Raw genomic sequence first — 19,080 nt, 5'->3', positions numbered from 1 at the left:
TCCCTCACTTCAACGGATTCTTCGATGCGAAGCGCAATATGCCCAGAGAGGCCGGCCACCCGAAGCACGAATCTGGTTCCTCGATGAGTGCATTGCCCCGCGGGCCACAGCTAACATCGATTCCAATCGAGCCTGGGCGGATCACTGAGCATTGCCGACTTGCAGTTATCAGCCCTACAAACTATCGGGTAAATTCCATTCGGCGATTTCTTTTGCCAAGTCCGCAGCATTCCCATACCGATGATCGGAAAGAATCGATCCGATATTGCGGATACACCCTAAATGCCGCAGTTCAGGACACCTGATATCCGACTCTTAGATCTCTTCTAGATGAGGTCATCTTTCCTACTGCGGTAAGGTGTCGCGGGCGCGGACGATGCGGATGTCGTGGTCGGTGAAAGAGGCGTGGGTCTGGGGGATTTCATAGCGCGGCATGTGGCAGGAAGCGCAATCGTGCGCGCCGACTTTGCAGGCCGGTGCAGTGACGTGGGGCTGGGTTGGCTCGTTCGCGCGTCGGCCATTGAGGGCGCGATGGCAGGCCAGGCACTTTATGTCGTAGGCGGCTGTTGATTGAACGAGCGGCTGGTGCGGGTTGTGACAGGCGATGCAGGTGATGCGCGGGTCTCCGGCGGTGCCCCAGCAGCGGCTCATTTCTAGGCGATACGGTTGGAAGCGGACGACAACGATTCCGATGTTCGCGGGCATGAGCATTGTGACGTCGGACCAGGTGCGGTGGCAGGCTCCGCAGAAGTCGACAGAGTCGGTAGGCGACATGGATGCGGGATTGGTGATGGTCGCGGCGGACATGTCGTCTTGGCCGGCGGTCATGGTGGCGACATGTTTTGCGCCGGGACCGTGGCAGGCTTCGCAGGTAACTCCGGGAATAGCTTTTTCTGGCTGGAAGCTATCGGAGACGACGGCTTCGGTTGTGTGACAACTAAAGCAATGCTGGGCGGTGTCAGGCTTGAGGGGATCACCTAAGGCTTTTTCGAGTGTGCTGGGGAGTTCGGTGGAGTGCCCGGTGGTGATATCGAGCGCGTGAAGCGAGGCGTAGTAACTGAGACGCGACTCGGTGTACTGGCCGCTGGATTCGAGGATGTAGGTCTGGCCGTATTCTCCGTTGCCGAAAGCCCATGCGATGGGTTGTGCGGCGGTTGCGACTCCGTTGCTGACGGAGGAGTTGTTGTGGCGGATGGCATAGGTGTAGGGGCCCTCGTGGAAGGTCATGTCGGGGTGTTCCGCGAGGAGCGGAGTGTTCTCGGCGCGCGCTGCGGCGTGGTACATGGGCGTGCTATGTTGCGTGGCGACAATGTTGATGTGGCACTTGGCGCAAGCGGCTTCTCCGACGTAGGCATTTGCGGGAGAGATGCCTTTGGTGGGCCACCAGCCGGGACCCTGCATGCGGTCGAGCGTGGTGAGGCTGAGTCCAGGGATGGGAGCGGCTGTCTGGGCGATGCATAGAGCTGAGGCGGCGAGGGCTAGCGTGAAGAGAGGGACTCGAGCTTTGAGGGTGCGCCGCATGCGAAGAGTTTCATCTTGCTGGCTACGAAATTCGGGTTGCCTCATGTCTCGCCCTTGAGGTACGTGAGGATTGGCACGGCTTCGGCAGAACGCTTTACCTGAGTTGCAAGTCAAAGCTCTCTGAACGTGCGGGGATGGTAATGGCAAATCCGTGGTCAATCGGCGAAGCGGTTGATTGAATAGGTTTGCCATTGAGCGATGCCGTGTTCGCGGAGGGCGTCCATCCATAGATTTCGATGCGAATTTCTTTCCACCAGGGTGGATACGTTCCTTCCTGTGGGCCTGCGCGCAGGTGAAAGCCGTCCGATGCGATTTGACAGGTGAAGTTTATGCGCAGGTAAGCGCCATCTTTATAAGCGTAGGTGCGTCCATCGTCCTGATAGACGCTACCGTTGCAGTCGTCTCCAGCGTAAACGCGAAGTGACAACGGGCCTTGTGGGATTTGATTCGTGCTTTCAACCAGTGGCGCGATGGGGAGGATAGAGCCTGCGCGAACGAAGACGGGAAGGTTTGCGAGAGTCGGTACGACCGGGATGGAAAGTTGAACCTGAGCGGATGCGGGCAACGCCGGGCTGGGGCCGGGATCGGGCGGGCCCGGATTTCTGACTTTCTCTCCGGTCCAGTAGTCGTACCAATCAGCCGAAGGAAACTCGATGGTATAGCTGTCGGTTTGGTCGGGGTAGGGCGACGGGGCAATCAACAGATCGTGTCCTAGCAGAAATTCGCCGGAGGCTGGATTGTCGATGTCGATTGGATGACGGTCGGGAGCGGCGTTGGGATATTCGAAGAACAGTGGGCGAATCATGGGAAGGCCAGTGCGTGAAGCTTCTTCCGCGAGGGTGTAGAGGAAGGGCATGAGGCGGTAGCGTTCTTCGATAAAGCGGCGGCGGATAGCTTCCTGCGCGGGGCCGCCGACCCATGGCTCCTGATCGCCGGTTCCGGCCTCGGTATGATCGCGGTCGATGGGCTGGAAGGCAGCGATTTCAAGCCACTTGGTTAGCAGATCGGCGGATGGCGTTCCGGCGAATCCGCCTACATCCGCCCCGCTGAAGGCGAACCCGCTGAGGCCGAGATTTTTGAGCATGAAGGTTGTCATGCGGAGATGGTTCCAACTGCTGCTGTTGTCTCCGGTCCATGTAGCGGCATAGCGCTGGCCACCTGGGTAGGTTGCGCGAGTGAGCACAAAGGGGCGCAGATTGGGATCGAGCGTTCTCAGCCCCTCGAAGGTGGCGCGTGAATTTTCCATGCCGTATACGTTGTGAATTTCAGCGTGCGTTGCGGTTCGCTGGGTGAATCCCGACTCGTCGATGCGATGGACAACATCGAGGGGCATGGTGTGCGTGGGCGTCTTGAAGATGGAAGGCTCATTCATGTCGTTCCAGAAACCTTCGATGCCGAGCTTGTGAAAGTTCCCGTAGAGCGTGCCCCACCAGGCGCGCGTCTGCTGCTGCGTGAAGTCGGGAAAGACGCTGGGGCCAGGCCAGACGACTCCGGTGTAGACGGAGCCATCGGGGTTCTTCACAAAATGATCGCCGGCCATCCCGCTGTCATATGGGAAATAGTTCTGGTCGGAAAGCTTTGCAATGTGAAGGTCGGTAATGGCGACCACGTGGAAGTTCTGTGCCTTCAGCTTCGCGATCATGCCGGAAAAATCGGGAAAGGCTTTTGTGTCCACCGTGAAAGGACGATTCTTTTCCTGAAATCCGATGTCGAGATAGATGGCGTCGGCGGGGATGTGATCGTCGCGGAGGCGCTGTGCCACCTCAAGCACCCGCGCCTGCGGAGTGTAGGTATAACGCGATTGCTGGTAGCCGAACGACCACATGGGCGGCAGGGGCGGCCTTCCTGTGAGCCACGCATACGTCTCAACCACTTGCTTTGGAGACGGCCCATAGAGGATGTAGTAATTCAGCGGGCCGTTTACGGCGCCGAAGGAGTAGATCCCGGGGATCTCTTTGCCAAAATCGAAGCTCGTGCGCCAGGTGTTGTCGAGGAAGATGCCGGATGCGATACCGGCTTGATAGATCATAAAGAAGGGAATGCTTTTGTAGATGGGGTCGGTCGATTCCTCAAAACGGTATGCGTCGGTGTTCCAGAGCGAGAAGGCTTCTTCGCGCCGGTCGAGCGGACCGGTTTTGTCGCCGAGGCCGAAGTAGTGCTCGTCGAGCGGCATCGATTTGAAGACGCGGAAGCTGGTTCCTTCAAAGCGGGCGGGCAGCGCGTCCTGTTGCACGATTTTTCCGGAGAGATCGCGCACCGTAAGTTGCAGCGTGCTTTTGTCGATCTCAATATCGAGCGCGGCGGTGCGGAAGCCGAACGACGTTGTGGAGGATTCGGGCTTCACATTGACGTGGCTGCGGAGAGCATCCGGCAGAACAGCCCACGACGCATTTTCCGGCAGGGTGCCATTGGGCACGATGCGAACTCGGATGACGTTGTCGCGCAGCGCAATAATCTCTTCGCTCGCGGAGCCGTCTGCGATGGCGACTCCGTTAGCCAGCGCGGTGAAACCGGTGGCGCGGTCGAGGACAACCAAATCTTGCCTTCCAGGAGTCTGCTGGGCATGGAGAACGAGGGCCGAAGGCGCGAGACATAACGAGAGAGTCGCGCTTAAAGAGCAAAACTTTCGCATTCGTATCCTCGAATAAAATCATTTGGGAGGTGAAACCCATTTGGTTTGGGCAGTCATTTTGGGGGCTTGGAAATTCGCGCGGATCGGAGCAGTTACGGCACGTCATCGGTGCTGGCGGGGTGCGAATCCTGCACCGCGATCACCGCGCTTTCGCGCCGCTTCTGCTGGAGGACTTTCATTTGCTGGATGGCGACGGCCGCGTCGGCAGTGTCGCCGAGCTTACCGTACAGGCGTGCGAGCTGGTAATGAATGCTGCCGTCCTGATCGCTATCCACTCCCAGCTTCAGCTCGCGTAGCGCGTCTTGCATTTTTCCGTCGGCCGCGTAGGCTTCACCCAACATAGCGTGAACATGTGGCAGCATCTGCGGCTTGGCATTGAGGGCCTTGAGTAGATATGGCTCCGAGTCAGAGAAATTGTGCTGAGAGATTAATGCTTCTCCCATCAGGAGATTGATCTCTGGATCGTCTGGACTCTGGGCGAGAGCCTTACGCGCAATTTCAATGGTCCTGGCGGTGTTCGCGTCGTCGAAGTATGCAGTTGCCAGGCCGAGCAGGGCGGCAGCATCGTTGGGAGAAAGGTCGAGAGCCTTTGAGTATTCTTTCTGCGCATCGTCGTAGCGTTCGCGCTGGCGGTAGATGTCGCCGAGCAGGATGTGGCTGCGCGCGGAGTCGGGTTCGAGCTGCTGGAAGCGTGTGAGCGATTCAAATGCCAGCTTTTCATTCGCCTTGATGGACCAGTAGAGCGCCTGCGCTTGTGGATGTGAGGGCAGTGATTGAAGCGCGCTTCCGGCGTCGGAGGTCAGCGTGTAGTCGCCAGTGAAAAACGAACAAGCAGCCAGCGTCTCGAGGGTGGCGGCGTTGCCGCTGTTCAACGAATCATTTAGAAGGCCGGCGCAGCGGGCGTATTGTCCCGACTGATACGCCTGGCGGCCTTGATCGTGCGCGGCAATCCGGGATGGCGCTGTATTCTGAGCGGTGGCTGACTCTTGCGCTGCATCCGAAGGCGCCTGCATTGATTGAATGATTGCAGCGTAAATTTGATGATCGACTTTACCGGTGGATTGCTGCTGTGCAAGCTCATTCAGAAAGCTCTGAGCATGATCGGGGGCGATGCCATCGAAGAGCAGCGGAGCGCTGAAAGCGAAAAATCTGTGATCCCTGTTCCAGAGTTCCTGGAGTAGTGAAAGTGCAGCTTGATTGTCTCCCGCATCGATGCGCAGACGCGCTTCTCCTAGAATGGCGAGGGAACATTCAGGATGCCGGCTGCGCTCGGCCGTGAATTGCAGCGCTGCATTTTGCGCATCTCCTCGCTTGAGGGACAAAAAGCTTGCCTCCGATCCCATACAGGGAGGCTGATCGGCTGCTGCGAGAATGCTTTTGTAGAGATCTGCGGCTTCCTTATAGCGAGCCTGCTTCACCAGCGATTCGGCATAGAGGGCTTTGGCGTACGAGGTGTCGGCGTATTTGCCGGTCATGGCGCGCGCATCCTCTTCCACCAGATCGAGCTGGGCGATTCCGAGATCGAACCACGCTGAACCCTTTTGTGGATCGAGGTGGGTTGCGCGGCGCAGCTCTCGGATGGCCTGGGGGTATTCGCCCAGCGAAGAATAAGCACGACCAAGCGTCAGAGGTGGAAGAGGATCGGCTGCGTTCATCTTTTCCGCCTTTAGGAGCAATGGAAGGGCTTCTTTCGCGTTTCCCGCTCGCACATAATCGATGCCAAGAAAAAGATTTGGAACATAGAGCGATGGCTTCTGCCGGAGGGTTTCCTGAAAGCTCCGGATTGCTTCGGAATACTGCCCGGATTCGTGTTGCATGAGCCCGAGATTGGCGCGCAGCTCCGGGGTATTGGGGCGAAGTTTGACTGCCTGTTTGAAATATTCCGCCGCAGCGGCATAGTTGTTCGCAGCTTGCGCTTGCTGCGCTGCCGCCAGCAGAGACTCAAGACTGGAGGGTTGGTCCTGCTGGCCGAATGAGCGTCCGGCCAGCAGGAGAAAGATTAAGAATGTGAACCATCGTTTCAATGCGGATTTACCAATAAAATTTCCCCGCAAGCTGAATATTTCTAGAGGGGAACGTGTTTGTGATCTGCCCGAAGTTACTCGCGCAGGACGAGGTCGCATTGGGATCGCAACCACTGTAACCCGTACCCGATGGCGAGTAGAAGTTCGGATGGTTGAAGGTATTAAAGGTTTCGAAACGGAACTGGATTCTCATCGTGTGGGGGAGGTACCAGTTTTTGTAGATCGCGGTATCCCAGTTCTGGTAGTGCGGTCCGCGCAGGTCTGAGAAGAAGCGCGGAACATTGCCCCAGGTGTCACCACCGTCGATAGCCAACTTGGCGAAACTGAAGGCCGCGGTATTGAACCACTCTTTAATAGTGGGGTGGGGGACATGCAGGCTTCCTGTGTAGTCAGGCCGTGGGTTGCCGCCGAAGGTGTTGATGTCATTGCCGGAAATGCTGATCGGGATGCCCGTCTTGAAGGTCGCGATTCCGGAAATCTCCCAGCCGCCGAGTATCGCGTCGGCAGTGCGACTCATGCCCGAACCGTAAGCTCTGCCATGGCCAACCGGCAATTGATAGATGTAACTTGCGACGAGGCTATGAGGAATGTCAGAGCCGTCGACGCTCTTTTCAGCAGCCAAGTTGTAGTTGTTGGCCGGGCCGCTGTTTCCGTTGTACGACCAGCTCTGGTTGCCTTCGACGTTATCGAGGAACTTGGAGTAGGTGTAGGAGATCATCGCGGTCAGCCCGTGGGTGATGCGGTGATTATATGTAATCTGCAGGGCGTTGTAATCGGAGAAGCCGACAGGGGCGTCGGTTTCACTTACGCTGGCCAGGCAGTATTGCGGGTAAGGTGAGAGGACTTGCGCTTCCTGTACGGTCGGACCGTTCAGATTGCAACTGCTCGACGTAATGGAGCCGTAGAACGGATTGGGGACTTGTGCCTGGAGAGCTGCTGTACCCATCGACAGGTACTGCGGGTTCAACTGGTCGTGATCATAACCGCCCGTAATCATGCGCGTACCACGGTTTCCAAGATAGTTGATGTCGACCGAATCATTCGGCGTGATGGCGAACTGCAAGCCGAATACCCACTGCTGAACATAGGGAGACCGGCGGCTTCTCCAGACGCTGCCTAACCCGTTGCCGACTTGTTGGTATTCGCCCTGGGAGTTGCCAGTGATCTGGTTGTAGGTGTTATCCCAGGGGTCGCTGGTGCTGATGTTCGGATTGGGATTGATTCCGCCGTTTAGGCTGGTGTTAGCAAACGTGGTTGCTGAGAAGCCATCCGGATCGCCAGGAAAGCAGCAGGTAACGGCTTGCGGATAGAAGATGCCATAGCCGCCATGGATGACGAGCTTGGGCACCACCTGATAGGACAAGCCGAGGCGCGGCGCCCAGTTGTCATAGTTGGGGTTGTAGGCATAGCGGTTTCCGGGTCCGAGAAACTGGAGCGCGCCGAGGTGCGGCGTGTTGACCGCGTAGCTGATGGGGTTTAGAACTTCGGGGTTGAAGATGGAGGCTTCATTGCCCCGATAGGTGACGGGGGTCTGAATCTCATACCGAATCCCAAGGTTGAGCGTAAGCTTGGGGGTCGGTCTCCAGTCGTCCTGCACATACTCGCCGATGAGGTGGTTTGAGACCAGCGGGTTGTAGGCCGTTCCAGCGCTTGCCGAGTCCAGTGTGCCGAGCAGCGCCTCCGCTACGCCATTACCGCTGGCAACGCCTGATCCAAAGGAAGGATTCGGTCCTGCAGTGAAGCCTCCGTTGAACTGCAGCGTGTCCTGGAAGTAGTTGTGCTGACTATCCACCTGCTCCACTCCCATGATTCCGAAGTTGAGCGTGTGTTTCCCAAATATTTTGACGAAGTCCACCGCCACCGAGCCGATGGGGCCGTGGTTGGTGACCGCCTGTTGATTGTTGCTGCCCGGACCAAGCGGGGACTGGCTACCAACGTCAACAATCGGGAACAGGGGGTAGGTCTCCGAGACATACGGCGGAAGTCCGAGTTCTCCAGACGGATCGAATCCGAACGACTGGTTATCCGAAGTTTCATGCCAGAGCTGGACGCCCGCGGTAATGTTCATGGTGAAGGTGGGGCTGAATACTTTCGATAGCCCTGCCCACATACCCCACCGGTTGTTGGGGCGCTGGTTGCCGGGACCTGCGGGATCACTGCCCCAGTTCTCTGCCGATCCTGTCTTGGTTTCTTGCTTGTAAGAGTAGCGGAAGTACGCCCGGGCCGTGTTGGAGATGTTGTGATCCACACGGATCAGGTATTCGTTGGAGACGGCAGGCGCGGCTCCCGATACAACCAGGTTGTTGGCCAATCCGGAAAGAGTCGCTTTGGGGTAATAGCTCAACAGCTTGGAACCCACGGGATCAGGGGTGTAATTGACAAGGTTGCTGAGGATGTTGCCTGGAATGGGATCGCGGATGTAGCAGGATGGATTGCATTGTCCGTCATTGTTTACTGCGCCGGGCGTAACGCCGACCGTGATCTGGTGCGCGCTGCGGGGATCGTAGATCTGTCCGGGATAAATCGGACGGCCTAGATCATCGTGGCCTGTCGGTTGCGAGCCTAGAAGCTCGGAGAAGTTGCCGTTGAGAAAGTTGGAATCGGGGACCGTATATGTGGCGATGCTTGGAGTGGTTACCTGGTAGTGCTCGTAAAGCCCGAAGATGAATGTCTTCTCGCGCTGCTTATAGATCTTGGGGATGTAGAGCGGACCACCGGCGGACAGGCCGAACTGATTACGGCTGAGCTTGGCAATCGGCGTATCGTCATGATCGGCAAACCAGAGGTTGGCGTCGAGAGCCTGGTTGCGGTAGAACTCGTAGGCGTCGCCGTGGAAGGAATTGGTTCCAGACTTGGTGACGACGTTGACCACATTGCCGGTACTCCATCCATATTGAGCGGTGAAGGAGTTGCTCTGGATTTTGAATTCCTGAACGGCATCAACCGAGGGCACATAGATGACCGCGCCCCATTCCGGATCGGTATCCCAGGAGCCATCGAGCATAAAGGCCGAGGTGCCAAAAAAGCCGCCGCCGAAGTTGAGGAACGAAATGTCCTGATCGGCGTTGTCCGTGCTGTTGCTGCCGCCGCCGAGCAGCATTTGACCTTCCGAGGTATTGTTCACCGAAGAATTAAGTGTGGTAAGGCCGTAGACATTGCGTGTGTTCAGGGGGAGTTCTACGATCTGCTTGGCGTCAAGGTCCGCCGAGACATTAGCGTTATCGGTGTTGAGCTGAGAGGCCTCAGCGTTGACGCGTATCTCCTGGCTCATTGACCCAATCACCAGGGCAACGTTCTGCGTGGCTGACTGGCCAGGGTCGAGTGAGATTCCTGTCTGCTGATAGGTCTCGAAGCCCTTGGCCGCAATCGATAGGGTGTAGGTCGAAGGCGCAAGTTGGGGGAAGGTAAACCGTCCGATCGCGTCGGTAGTATAGGTCCGGTTGACGCCGTTCAGCGTACTGGTAAGTTTTACCACCGCCTGCGGCACGACCGCACCCGACGGGTCGGTGACAGAGCCGCTGAGCGTTGCCGTGGTTACCGCCAACTGGGCCTGCAACCCGATGGAGCAGCACATTAGAAATGCAAACAGGACGGCGGCTCGAGTGACGCATGTGAGTATCTTTGCTTTCAAAGTGGTGCCTCCAAATAGGTGACATCGAAATGGACTTGCAGCTCGCCCTGGCCTTACGGCATCCCGTTCAAACCGAAAGAACATATGTCTCCAGAGCTCACCCCTTGTAGATGGGGAAATTACGGCATGACAAGGCCTTTACGGCATTGCGTCAGGTTCCTATCAGGTAAAGTTCATTGCAAGTCTCTTGTTATCAGAAATTTCGCGGAAGCCAACTAACGGAAGTCAGTCGAGGTCTTATCGTTTTGTCACCACGACGAAGGCAATATTCCGGTTGGTTGAAGCCTCCATCCGCCGGTGGAGGACGATCTCCACAGGATGAGGGACGCGCGGTGGCCCTCGCATGATCGATGTTTGATCCCTCTCGCACACTGCCTGTAGTTGCGAACCCATCTGCGGAGTGTTGTGATGGGGGGAACCTTTTTGGAGTCTTCTGATGAGTTGGTGGCATAACCGGTATCCTTCCCGTCCTGTGTACGCGAGCTGTGCGCGGGTGCGGGCGGCAATGGACGGCCTTGGGAGGTTCATGCGACCTAGCCTGTCGGCAGCGGTGACGCTGCTTGTCTGGGGGATGCTGGCTCCGTGCGGGGGAAGCGCTCAGTCCACGACATCGGGCAAGCCACCCGCAGATTCGCAATCGAACACGCCCGATGAAGGCGCGCAGGGGGCGACCACGGGGATGAAAACCGGAGGTGCCCACGCGGCCATATACGACCAGCAACTCCGCCCAATTACCGCAGGAGGCTTTGTGAAGAGCGGCCCGGTGCTCTTCAAGGACATCGCCAAGCAGGCAGGCCTAACGAGCTGGCACCATGAGATGGGTACGCCGGACAAGCGCTTTATTATCGACACGATCGGATCCGGAGTTGGCCTCGTGGACTATGACAACGACGGCTGGATGGATATCTATATGGTCAACGGCTCAACCTATGACGCCATGACCGGCAAGACGATCCCGCCCCATGCAGCGCTCTTCCATAACAATCATGACGGAACGTTTACCAATGTGGCGGAACAGGCCGGAGTGACGAACGACCGGTGGGGGTTTGGCGTGGCCATCGGTGATTATGACAACGACGGCTGGCCGGATATCTATGTGACGAACTTCGGGAAGAACAGGCTGTATCACAATAACCACAATGGGACCTTCACCGATGTGGCGGAGAAGGCCGGAGTTACCCTGGGAAACTGGTCTACCGGTGCGACATGGGGAGATTACGATGGCGATGGAAAGCTGGACCTCTTCGTGCCCGGTTATGTCCATTACGACATGGCTGATCTTCCTGCTTCGGTCGGCAAGACGATGGCCGGATGCCAGTTTCGCGGGATGAACGTAATGTGCGGCCCGCTAGGGCTGAAAGGCGAGTCCGACCATCTCTTCCACAACAACGGGGATGGAACCTTTACCGATGTGAGCGAGAAGGCCGGGGTTGCGGACAAGAACGACTACTATGGGCTGTCGTCGGCCTTTGTCGATGTGAACAACGACGGAAAGCTCGATCTGCTGGTGGCTGACGATTCGACCCCGAACTATCTCTACATCAATAAGGGCAATGGGACGTTTGACGACGTCAGTTACGTCTCGGGGTATGCGCTGAACGGGGACGGGCGCGAGACGGCTTCAATGGGCATTGCCATCGGAGACTATGAGAACAACGGGCTGCTCGACGTGTATAACACGACCTTCTCGGACGACTACTACCCGCTCTACCGCAACAATGGAGACGCCAACTTTACCGACGTGAGCTACGAGATGGGGATCGCCGAACCGACCATTCCGTTCCTTGGCTGGGGCACGGCCTTTGTCGATTACGACAACGACGGATGGAAGGACTTGCTGGTAACCAATGGGCACGTCTACCCGTCAGTCGACCACCGTGCATGGGGGACCTCGTGGGCGCAGCGGCCGCTGCTGTTCCATAACAACGGGGGCAAAAAAATCGAGCTGGTTCCGGCGGTGGAAGGCACCGCGCTGGCAACCACCTATGTGGGTCGCGGCATGGCGATCGGAGACTTATTCAACGACGGCAAGATGGACGCGGTCATCAATGTGATGGATGGACCGCCCGCGCTGCTGCTGGACGTGTCCCCAGACAAGCACAACTGGATCGACATCAAGCTGGTGGGCGGACCGAAGAGTCCGCGGGACGCGATTGGCGCGACGGTGTACCTCACGGCCAACCACATGCGCCAGCGGGGCGACGTGATCTCGGGAGGCAGCTATGCTTCCACCAATGATCCGCGACTGCACTTCGGGCTCGGCGACGCTACTGTCATCGGCGACGTCGAGGTGCATTGGCCGAGTGGAGCGAAGGAACGATTTTCCGTTTCCCAGATTGACCGCGTCGTCACCTTGGCAGAGGGCTCCGGCACAAAGTTTTAGTGGGCGTTTCGTGGACCGTTCGAACCGCGGCGTAGAAATTCCCAGCCACTTAAATTGTGGGTTCTGAAACAGGATCAGTAGATTCTCTGTCGATTTCTACCAGAAGTACATTGCGACAATCTTGGGCGGGGAGGAGCTACCGTCGATGATTTCGGTGCTGAGGACGAACTCCATGTTTTTGCCGTTCCAGCCCTTTGGGGCATGGGCCTTGATGGCGTCCATCTCGCCGGGCTGGGTGAGAAATTCGCCGGCGGCGACGGTTCCGCCGCGAGCGATGCCGGCGGCCACGACGGCGAGCTTGCCGGTGTTGGCGTCGCGGAAGCGGGCTACGATCGCGTAGTCGCGATAGCTGTGCGTGGTCTGCTGAACCTGGCGGTCCACGCTCCAGCGGAGTTGCTCGTGTGACTGCGTATCCTCGATCCAGAAATGGGTCATGCCGGGATCGTTTCCGAAACGATAGCGAAGATCGCGGGTCATGCGTAGCGTCCAGGTGTTGTCAAAGGCACCGAGGAATATTGTTGGGCCATTGCGCAGATCGCTCAGCGTGGCCGTATCTTCACCCAGCAGGGTGTAGTGGCGGCGGCGCATCTCGAGAAGACCGGAGAGGCTCATCAAGGGCTGGAGATCGTCAAGGACCACACCGCGCATTTGCTCGTCGAGGTGCTGCTGCTGGTTGGGCGCGGAGGCGTCGAGCAGGGTTTGCCCGCTGAAGGGGCTCTGTGGAAAGCAGAGAGAGATGGGGTCGGTTGAACCGAAGACGGGTGCCCAGAACTGATCCAGGGTGGTTGGACGCGAGTCTACCCAGAGCCAACTGCCGACCAGCGATGCGCATAGCAGGACGCCGACGAGAACCAGCCACCAGGCATGAAATCGCCAGTGGGCCGTATACAGTGGCAGGTCTCCGGCGATGGCCTCTTGCCCGGATGGAGCGTGGGGGGATCCGTTCAGGGGAGGGGCGAACGGCAATTCGGTGGATGGAGCGGCCGGCGCGATCGAGTCAGCGCATGGCCACTCGAAGTGGGGGATGTAGGAGCCGGGCAGAAGGGAGATACGGAGCTCATCGGGGCTCTCGGTGTTCTGGTAATACTGAGCGATGCGCTTGCGGATCTCGGCAGCAGTGACCCGGACGATGGGGTCGGAAGTGGTGTCGTAGCCGGAGTGGCGGCCAAAGACTTCGATGCCTAAGGTGCGCTCCTTGAGTTGGTCGCCGCGACCTTCGAGTTCCTCCTGGACGATGAAACGGAGAAAGCTGGGAAAGCGCTTACTGTGGGAGAAGTACGGATTATCGAGAAGACGATCCAATTGACGCAGGATGTCAACTTTCTGATGCTCGCCATACACGGTCGCCGAAGCGCCCTCGTAGTCCGCCATATATCTCGATATCTCGCCAGTGGCGGATTATACCGTTTCGGTAGGGTTTTGTCGCAGGCCCCCAAAACGATAGTTTCCCAATATTTTGGCGATTCTTATCGGGATAAGAATTGCGCCTACCAAAAAGGCCTAGACATTGGCACGTGCGGAAACCATAACTGGGCGGTCGCCTGTGGTGTCATTCCCGTCTCTCCGGTGACTGTTGAGTGCTTGCTAACACCTTTGGGCCTATCGCCACCATCGGACATGCAAGAATGCTTGTACCTGATGTCTTGGCGAACGGGCGACAAGATTCGGTGGAGCTTGCATCTCTTTATATCTGGGGGCAACTTTCGATTACAAGTTCGCAATTTCAAGGGCGGCGAGAAGCCCGTGAAGTCTAGCGACTGGGTCATCATGAACTTGTGCGTAAAGACTCCGCGATTCGCAGACACACAAAAAGAACAGCGCGAGGAAACAAAGACCAGGCAATCGAGAGGGCCACTGCCTTGAAGCATCACCCAACGCATTGGATTCCTTTCGATGATTCCAAACCGCGTTCTGGCCCCTGATATTCGATTCAAACCGGAAGATCACGGTGCTCCCTTCGTTCTCCCATCAAGGCGCGCAATGGTAACGGATCCAACAGCCTCATAATCTGTGTCTATTCCCACGGATCAACTTCTGTGACTGGCAGGGAGCGCTTCTTACGAATGACGGATTCGCGATCCAGCTCAATACAATTCCCATAAGGCGCCTTCAAGATGGAAGCTAGACCTGACAGGCCTTCTCGTCTCACCTCCAAGTCGCCTGCAGAAAGCCTGAATTGTTGCTAATTGCCAGCGATCCCTTTGTTCTGAAGCACTCTAACGACGACTCGCCGATTTTGTTGCTGGCTCTCCGCCGTTTTGTCATTGCCCACTTGCCGACTTTCCCCCATAGCCCCCGGGGCAAGCATGTTGGTTAGAGGGATGTGACCCTGCTGCTGAAGGAACTGTGTGACGCTATTAGCCCGGTCTTCGCTGAGTTTCTGGTTCAGCGATACGCTGCCCACCGATGAGGCGTAGCCTTTTACCTGAATCGTAAACGCCGTGATCGTTTTAGCTTTTTCCGCAAGTTGCATAAGCTGCGGTTTGTATTTCGGATCAATGGTAACTTTCCCGTTGGCGAAGTAAACCGTCACCTCGTCCATGATGTTGTAATCATCCAGCTGTCCGAAGCGCTTGTTTGCCGCCTCAATGGCCGCCATGTTGGCATCGATCTTCGCCTGTGCGGCGGAGAGCTGCTGTTGTTGTTCCTGCATCTCTTTTTGCTGCCGCTCAAGTGCTGCTTGCTGCTGCTCCAATTCAGCTTGGCTCTGTTGGATTTGCTCCTTCGCTGGTTGTAAGCCGGCTTGTATAGTCTGGGCGTCCTCCAAATCATTGCCCTTAAACTTGACCGAATTCGCTACAAATTCGTTTTGAGCGTTATAGGCACCCTCGATTTGCACCTGGAGACCTGGGATCAGCGCGGTGATTGACATTTGTTTGCGTCGCGCTTTGAACACCCCTTGAATTTGCCCGACCTGTGTGGTCTCCGACAGCAACACCACCACCTTCGGGTCGCTTGAGGTCTGCACTGTCATGCTGGCCCCGTTTCGTCCGGTTATGAGTCCGCTCAATTTGGTGGCCTGAGCGGATAACACATGCGAACACAACATCATCGTGAGCAGGGGTGCTGCTAAAGTAACTGCTAGGGAATTTCTCTTCATAGTCCGCTCCTTATATTGCTTTGTGCGAATTCATAGCCAAATGAAATTTCTTTTCAAGCCCTGTCGGCGCTAAAGGCTGAACAGTAGTTGCACATCTGGCCACCGACTCGACAAGACACCCGCAAGAAGCCATTCGACATGCCGGACGTGCCTCTTCGAGGTGAAAGCAAACAGCTGATCGTCATTTCTTTGGGCCTGCTAAGGCTGGTTGCACGAGTGGCAGATCTACAGTAATCGCAGCATGGTCGGATAGAGGTTGGGCAAGGGCTTCGTTCGCATCATCCAGCGTGCGTGCAAAGCTGGGTGCGAAGCGGTAGGCATCAGCTGCTTTAGAGTCGTCTTTTAGGTAGGCCTTCACAAACACCCAATCAAGCTTGAATTTTCCTTTGGCTCCGAGTGTCCGCGGCAACGAGAACGTCGTGACGAATCCTTTGCTGGCGCGCTCGTTCGAATTGCCCAACGTTCCGTCACGGTGATTCACAGAGAGCTCTTCGTCGCCTCTGAAATCGAGTCGCGTACCATCGTCAAAGCGGTACTTCTCCAGCTGGTCAAAGAAATTCTCTTCGGGATTGGGCGCCAATAAAGGAACTCCTGAAGCTGTTGGGTCGCTCTGAAATTTGGCGGACTTAAATGTAAAGCTGACAAGATCCATGACCGCCCCAACCCCAGTGGCATACTTTATTCCCTGCGTAGCCCAAAATGTTGGGCTATTCAGTTTTTTAAGCACCGCCGATTTTATGCTGAGCACCGTACCGTCCCTTCCGGTCGTGTTCATATCACCGGCAACAATCAGCGGGTTACGGATCGGCCGAATCATATCCAGAAGTTCATCTGCCTGTTGAACCCGGCCTTTTGGTGTCGTGCGATTCTCTAGATGGGTTGCGATGATCGTGACCTTCTGCTCGGGAAGTTCTGGAACATCGATGGTTGCAATGAGGTTGGTACGACCTCCGCGACGAACCTCGCGCACAATCGCCTCTCCGAAGATCAAGCTCGCACTCTTACGCTTACCAGCTTCGAGAGCTCCGTACTTCTTCTCGGCGTTATACCAGTCGTAGGCCTGATACTTGAACGGCACAAGCTTTACGTCTCGGAGAGGATAGCGAGATAGGATGGCTGTTCCGTGCATTCCAAGAACGCGGTCTTTATCGACGCTAAATAGCGTCTCCAATTCCTTGCGTTCCGTCTCATTTTTCACATTGGCGAAGGATTGCAGACCGAGGACTTTTGGATCAACCTCTATAAACTCGACTCCATAAGCCCAATTCATCTTGAGCGCATTGGCAAGCTCTTTTACCACCGCCTGATAGTCGGTTCTCTTCATTCCCCAGTCGAGCTCGTTCAGTTCGATCACGTCTGCCGATTGAAGCAAGTCGATCTGTGCACTGATTTCTTCGTCCGTTGGTTTTTTTGTGTCCTCGCCACTCGCAACCTCGGAATGCATCTTGGCAAGGAAACCCTTTTTGTCCGTCAACAATAGCTTAATATCGTCGAGTTCCATGCCCCTCTCGATATTCCACTGGACCAGCCGTAAGGAAGGACCCACACCATTGAGGGCAGGACGAAGAGGTCTTGTTCCGGCGAAGTATGCTTCATTATTTACAAATGGTGTCGTCAACAACGTGTTGAGTTTTTCGGACAGCGCAGGATTGACCGTTTCCTGCTCGTTGAGAGTCACCAGCTCCTGGTAGCTCAGAAACGGGGGGTGCGAGTCGCGAACGTACTTCGCTCCATGATCATTCTGCGCGACGGCGCTCGAACAGACGATCAATGTCGAAATCAACGTCAATCGGCCTGTGACGACAGCTGTCTTTGTACATTTGGCTGCCAGAAGTGATACCTGTTCGAGAGGTACTTCAAATAGCCGTCCAAGCTTCGTCACAGTCTTCTCCTTAGGAACCGTTATCGAGCGCGTACTTGCCTTAAGTTCTCGTGGCTAAACGGAACCCGTCAGAAAAAGTGAATAGATCTAGTGCTTCGAGTTCGATTGAGTCTCTTCGCCGAGTTCGCTACTGCACAATGCCAACCCTCAATAACCGGGAGCTCACTCTATTCGTTACGGCAGAATGACCAACTCGGGCTTGCTGCCGCCAGCCATGCCGTAGACGCTCCCGGACGTGAATGCTCCAGCGTCGTACTTGTAGCAACCCGGGGTTTGGGCCGTCACAGTTATCGGCTTTGCTCCGCCGCCGAGGATGGCATTATCAGAGTCAAAGGGCGAATCTGTTCCGAACGAAATCGAGAACCCGGTGTTCTTGCTCGAGGACATCCAGACTACCTTCGTGCCTGCTTTGATGCAGAAAAACTGATTGTTTTTCGCCTTCGGAAACCCTGGCTTCACGTTTGCGCCATAGCCGGACCGTGTCACATTAACAGTGCACACAGCGGATGCTGATCCGCACGTATTGGCCGCGGTGCACATGGTTTCAGGTTTTGGCTCGTCGCAGACGTACTTGCTTGCCGCATGGGCGACGACGCCACCTAGCAGAAGGGTGGCCGTTGCGATTATTACGCTGTAAGAATGCAGTTGTTTTCTCATCTTCACTCCCTCAATAGAACGTTGACGCGTATCTTCAAATAAATCCACGATGGCGGACTACTTCGGTTCTCCCGTCGGCCAGACGATGACGTTGTTAAGCCTCCAAGGATTGATTCTGAGGTCCCACTGTGGCTCGCCGTCTTTGTTGATCGTGAGCTGGCTGGCTGGATAGAGAACGCCGTCGCTCTTATTTTTGTCCTGGTCGTTGATCCTGATTTCGCCTGCCGTCAGATTGAAGGACTGCGATTGGGTGTTCCAGTAAGATTCGCCGAAAGCAATCCTGCGGTTCGTGACGAAGCGGATGGAACGGCCAGTTGGGGTCTTGGTTTCGTGGATGTAGGAAACATCGAAGCCCAACGTACCTGTGATTGAGATGCGACCGACCGCTTTCATCTTTTCCAGTGCATTGGCCAAGCCGTCATTCTGGCCTTTCTTGAAGGACTCGATCAGAATCTTCTGATCATCGGGAGTGGAATACTGGTAGATGATAAGACTGATCCTGGCGGTCTTTCCCATCTGGGTGCTCGTCCCATAGGCTTGGGCATCAATCGTTTCATACTTCTGGGCAAATCCTGCGACCGCTGATGCAGCCAAAAGCCCTGCAACGATAATTTTCAACTTCAATTGCCTGGATATCATTTTCACTGTTTCCTCCGTTTGAACGTTCAGAGTTGAATGACGTTGAACTGCCGAGTGGCCCGCTTACTGATTCCGACGGCGCGGCGTTCCTCCCGAGCCTCGGGAAAAACGACCGCCTTCATGCCGCTCGAACTGTTGGGTACGCTGGGTTCCTCGTTGGCGAGCTTGCGCGTCTCGATCGAGCTGCTGAATCGTACCTGAAGAGGTTGCAGGCAGTTGTGCTGCGCCGGGCCGGTTGGCCGCGTCCCGGGCGGGTTGCTGGGAAGGCCCCGTACCTCGCGTTGAGGTCCCATTCGTGGCGTGAGGAGTCGGCTTTGGCCCCGTGTCTGCCCAGCCACCATTCTCATATTTTTGCCAATCTCCGCTTGAGTCCTTGCGGTAGACATCGCCATTTCTGCCCGCGTAGACGTTATCGTCCTTACCCTGCGCGACGAACCCGCTATTTCCATTGGCGCCGTTATAACCGACACCCCGGGCTCCCTCAGAGGTGCGAAAGCCTGCTGCGGTTCCGTTGGAGTTGGTCCTGTGCGCTGTCTGCGCCCACTGGTCTCCGCGTATTGCGACAGAACTCCCCCAGTTTCCATAAGCGTTCGAACCCTGGCGAGTTGCTC

10 protein-coding genes and 1 pseudogene are annotated in these 19,080 nt (G+C 56.4%); 1 reads left to right on the top strand and 10 read right to left on the bottom strand.

Annotation, left to right across the window (positions count from 1 at the left end; translation table 11 throughout):
- Nucleotides 1-345: 345 nt before the first annotated feature.
- The 4 genes from GSQ80_RS22560 to GSQ80_RS22545 form a co-directional block, all read right to left on the bottom strand.
- Nucleotides 346-1,521 carry a multiheme c-type cytochrome gene (locus GSQ80_RS22560; RefSeq protein ID WP_158789863.1) on the bottom strand — a complete coding sequence of 392 codons (1,176 nt, stop codon included), beginning with the start codon at nt 1,519-1,521 and terminating at the stop codon, nt 346-348.
- A 94-nt stretch (nt 1,522-1,615) separates the two neighbouring features.
- Entirely contained in the window at nt 1,616-4,057 is a 2,442-nt protein-coding gene (locus GSQ80_RS22555) for a TIM-barrel domain-containing protein (protein WP_254059874.1), read from the bottom strand.
- A gap of 188 nt (nt 4,058-4,245) precedes the next feature.
- Nucleotides 4,246-6,177, bottom strand: a complete 1,932-nt coding sequence (locus tag GSQ80_RS22550) for a lipopolysaccharide assembly protein LapB (protein ID WP_158789861.1) — start codon at nt 6,175-6,177, stop codon at nt 4,246-4,248.
- 7 nt (nt 6,178-6,184) lie between these two features.
- Nucleotides 6,185-9,808, bottom strand: coding sequence for a TonB-dependent receptor (locus GSQ80_RS22545; protein WP_158789860.1), 3,624 nt, complete (start codon nt 9,806-9,808; stop codon nt 6,185-6,187).
- 526 nt (nt 9,809-10,334) lie between these two features.
- On the opposite strand from GSQ80_RS22545, the gene GSQ80_RS22540 reads away from it, so the two are divergent.
- Nucleotides 10,335-12,191 (top strand): CRTAC1 family protein, encoded by a 1,857-nt coding sequence (locus tag GSQ80_RS22540; protein WP_254059873.1) that lies wholly within the window; start codon nt 10,335-10,337, stop codon nt 12,189-12,191.
- A gap of 96 nt (nt 12,192-12,287) precedes the next feature.
- On the opposite strand, the gene GSQ80_RS22535 is transcribed toward GSQ80_RS22540, so the two are convergent.
- The 6 genes and pseudogenes from GSQ80_RS22535 to GSQ80_RS23170 all read right to left on the bottom strand — a co-directional run.
- Complete coding sequence (locus GSQ80_RS22535) at nt 12,288-13,562, bottom strand: hypothetical protein (RefSeq protein ID WP_158789859.1); 1,275 nt, start codon at nt 13,560-13,562, stop codon at nt 12,288-12,290.
- Between the two features lie 811 nt (nt 13,563-14,373).
- A complete protein-coding gene (locus tag GSQ80_RS22530; protein ID WP_254059872.1) occupies nt 14,374-15,291 on the bottom strand; it encodes an OmpA family protein in 918 nt (305 codons plus the stop codon).
- A gap of 181 nt (nt 15,292-15,472) precedes the next feature.
- Entirely contained in the window at nt 15,473-17,173 is a 1,701-nt protein-coding gene (locus GSQ80_RS22525; protein WP_158789858.1) for an endonuclease/exonuclease/phosphatase family protein, read from the bottom strand.
- A 174-nt stretch (nt 17,174-17,347) separates the two neighbouring features.
- Nucleotides 17,348-17,878 (bottom strand): hypothetical protein, encoded by a 531-nt coding sequence (locus GSQ80_RS22520; RefSeq protein ID WP_254059871.1) that lies wholly within the window; start codon nt 17,876-17,878, stop codon nt 17,348-17,350.
- Between the two features lie 9 nt (nt 17,879-17,887).
- Nucleotides 17,888-18,469 (bottom strand): hypothetical protein, encoded by a 582-nt coding sequence (locus tag GSQ80_RS22515; protein WP_174241381.1) that lies wholly within the window; start codon nt 18,467-18,469, stop codon nt 17,888-17,890.
- Nucleotides 18,470-18,532: 63 nt separating this feature from the next.
- A pseudogene (locus GSQ80_RS23170) lies at nt 18,533-19,080 on the bottom strand (hypothetical protein); the annotation flags it as partial.

Source organism: Granulicella sp. L46 (assembly GCF_009765785.1).
In the GTDB taxonomy this organism is placed as follows: Bacteria; Acidobacteriota; Terriglobia; order Terriglobales; family Acidobacteriaceae; genus Granulicella.
Note: the sequence above shows the minus strand (reverse complement) of the source record. Positions and strands in the feature narration are given on the sequence as shown.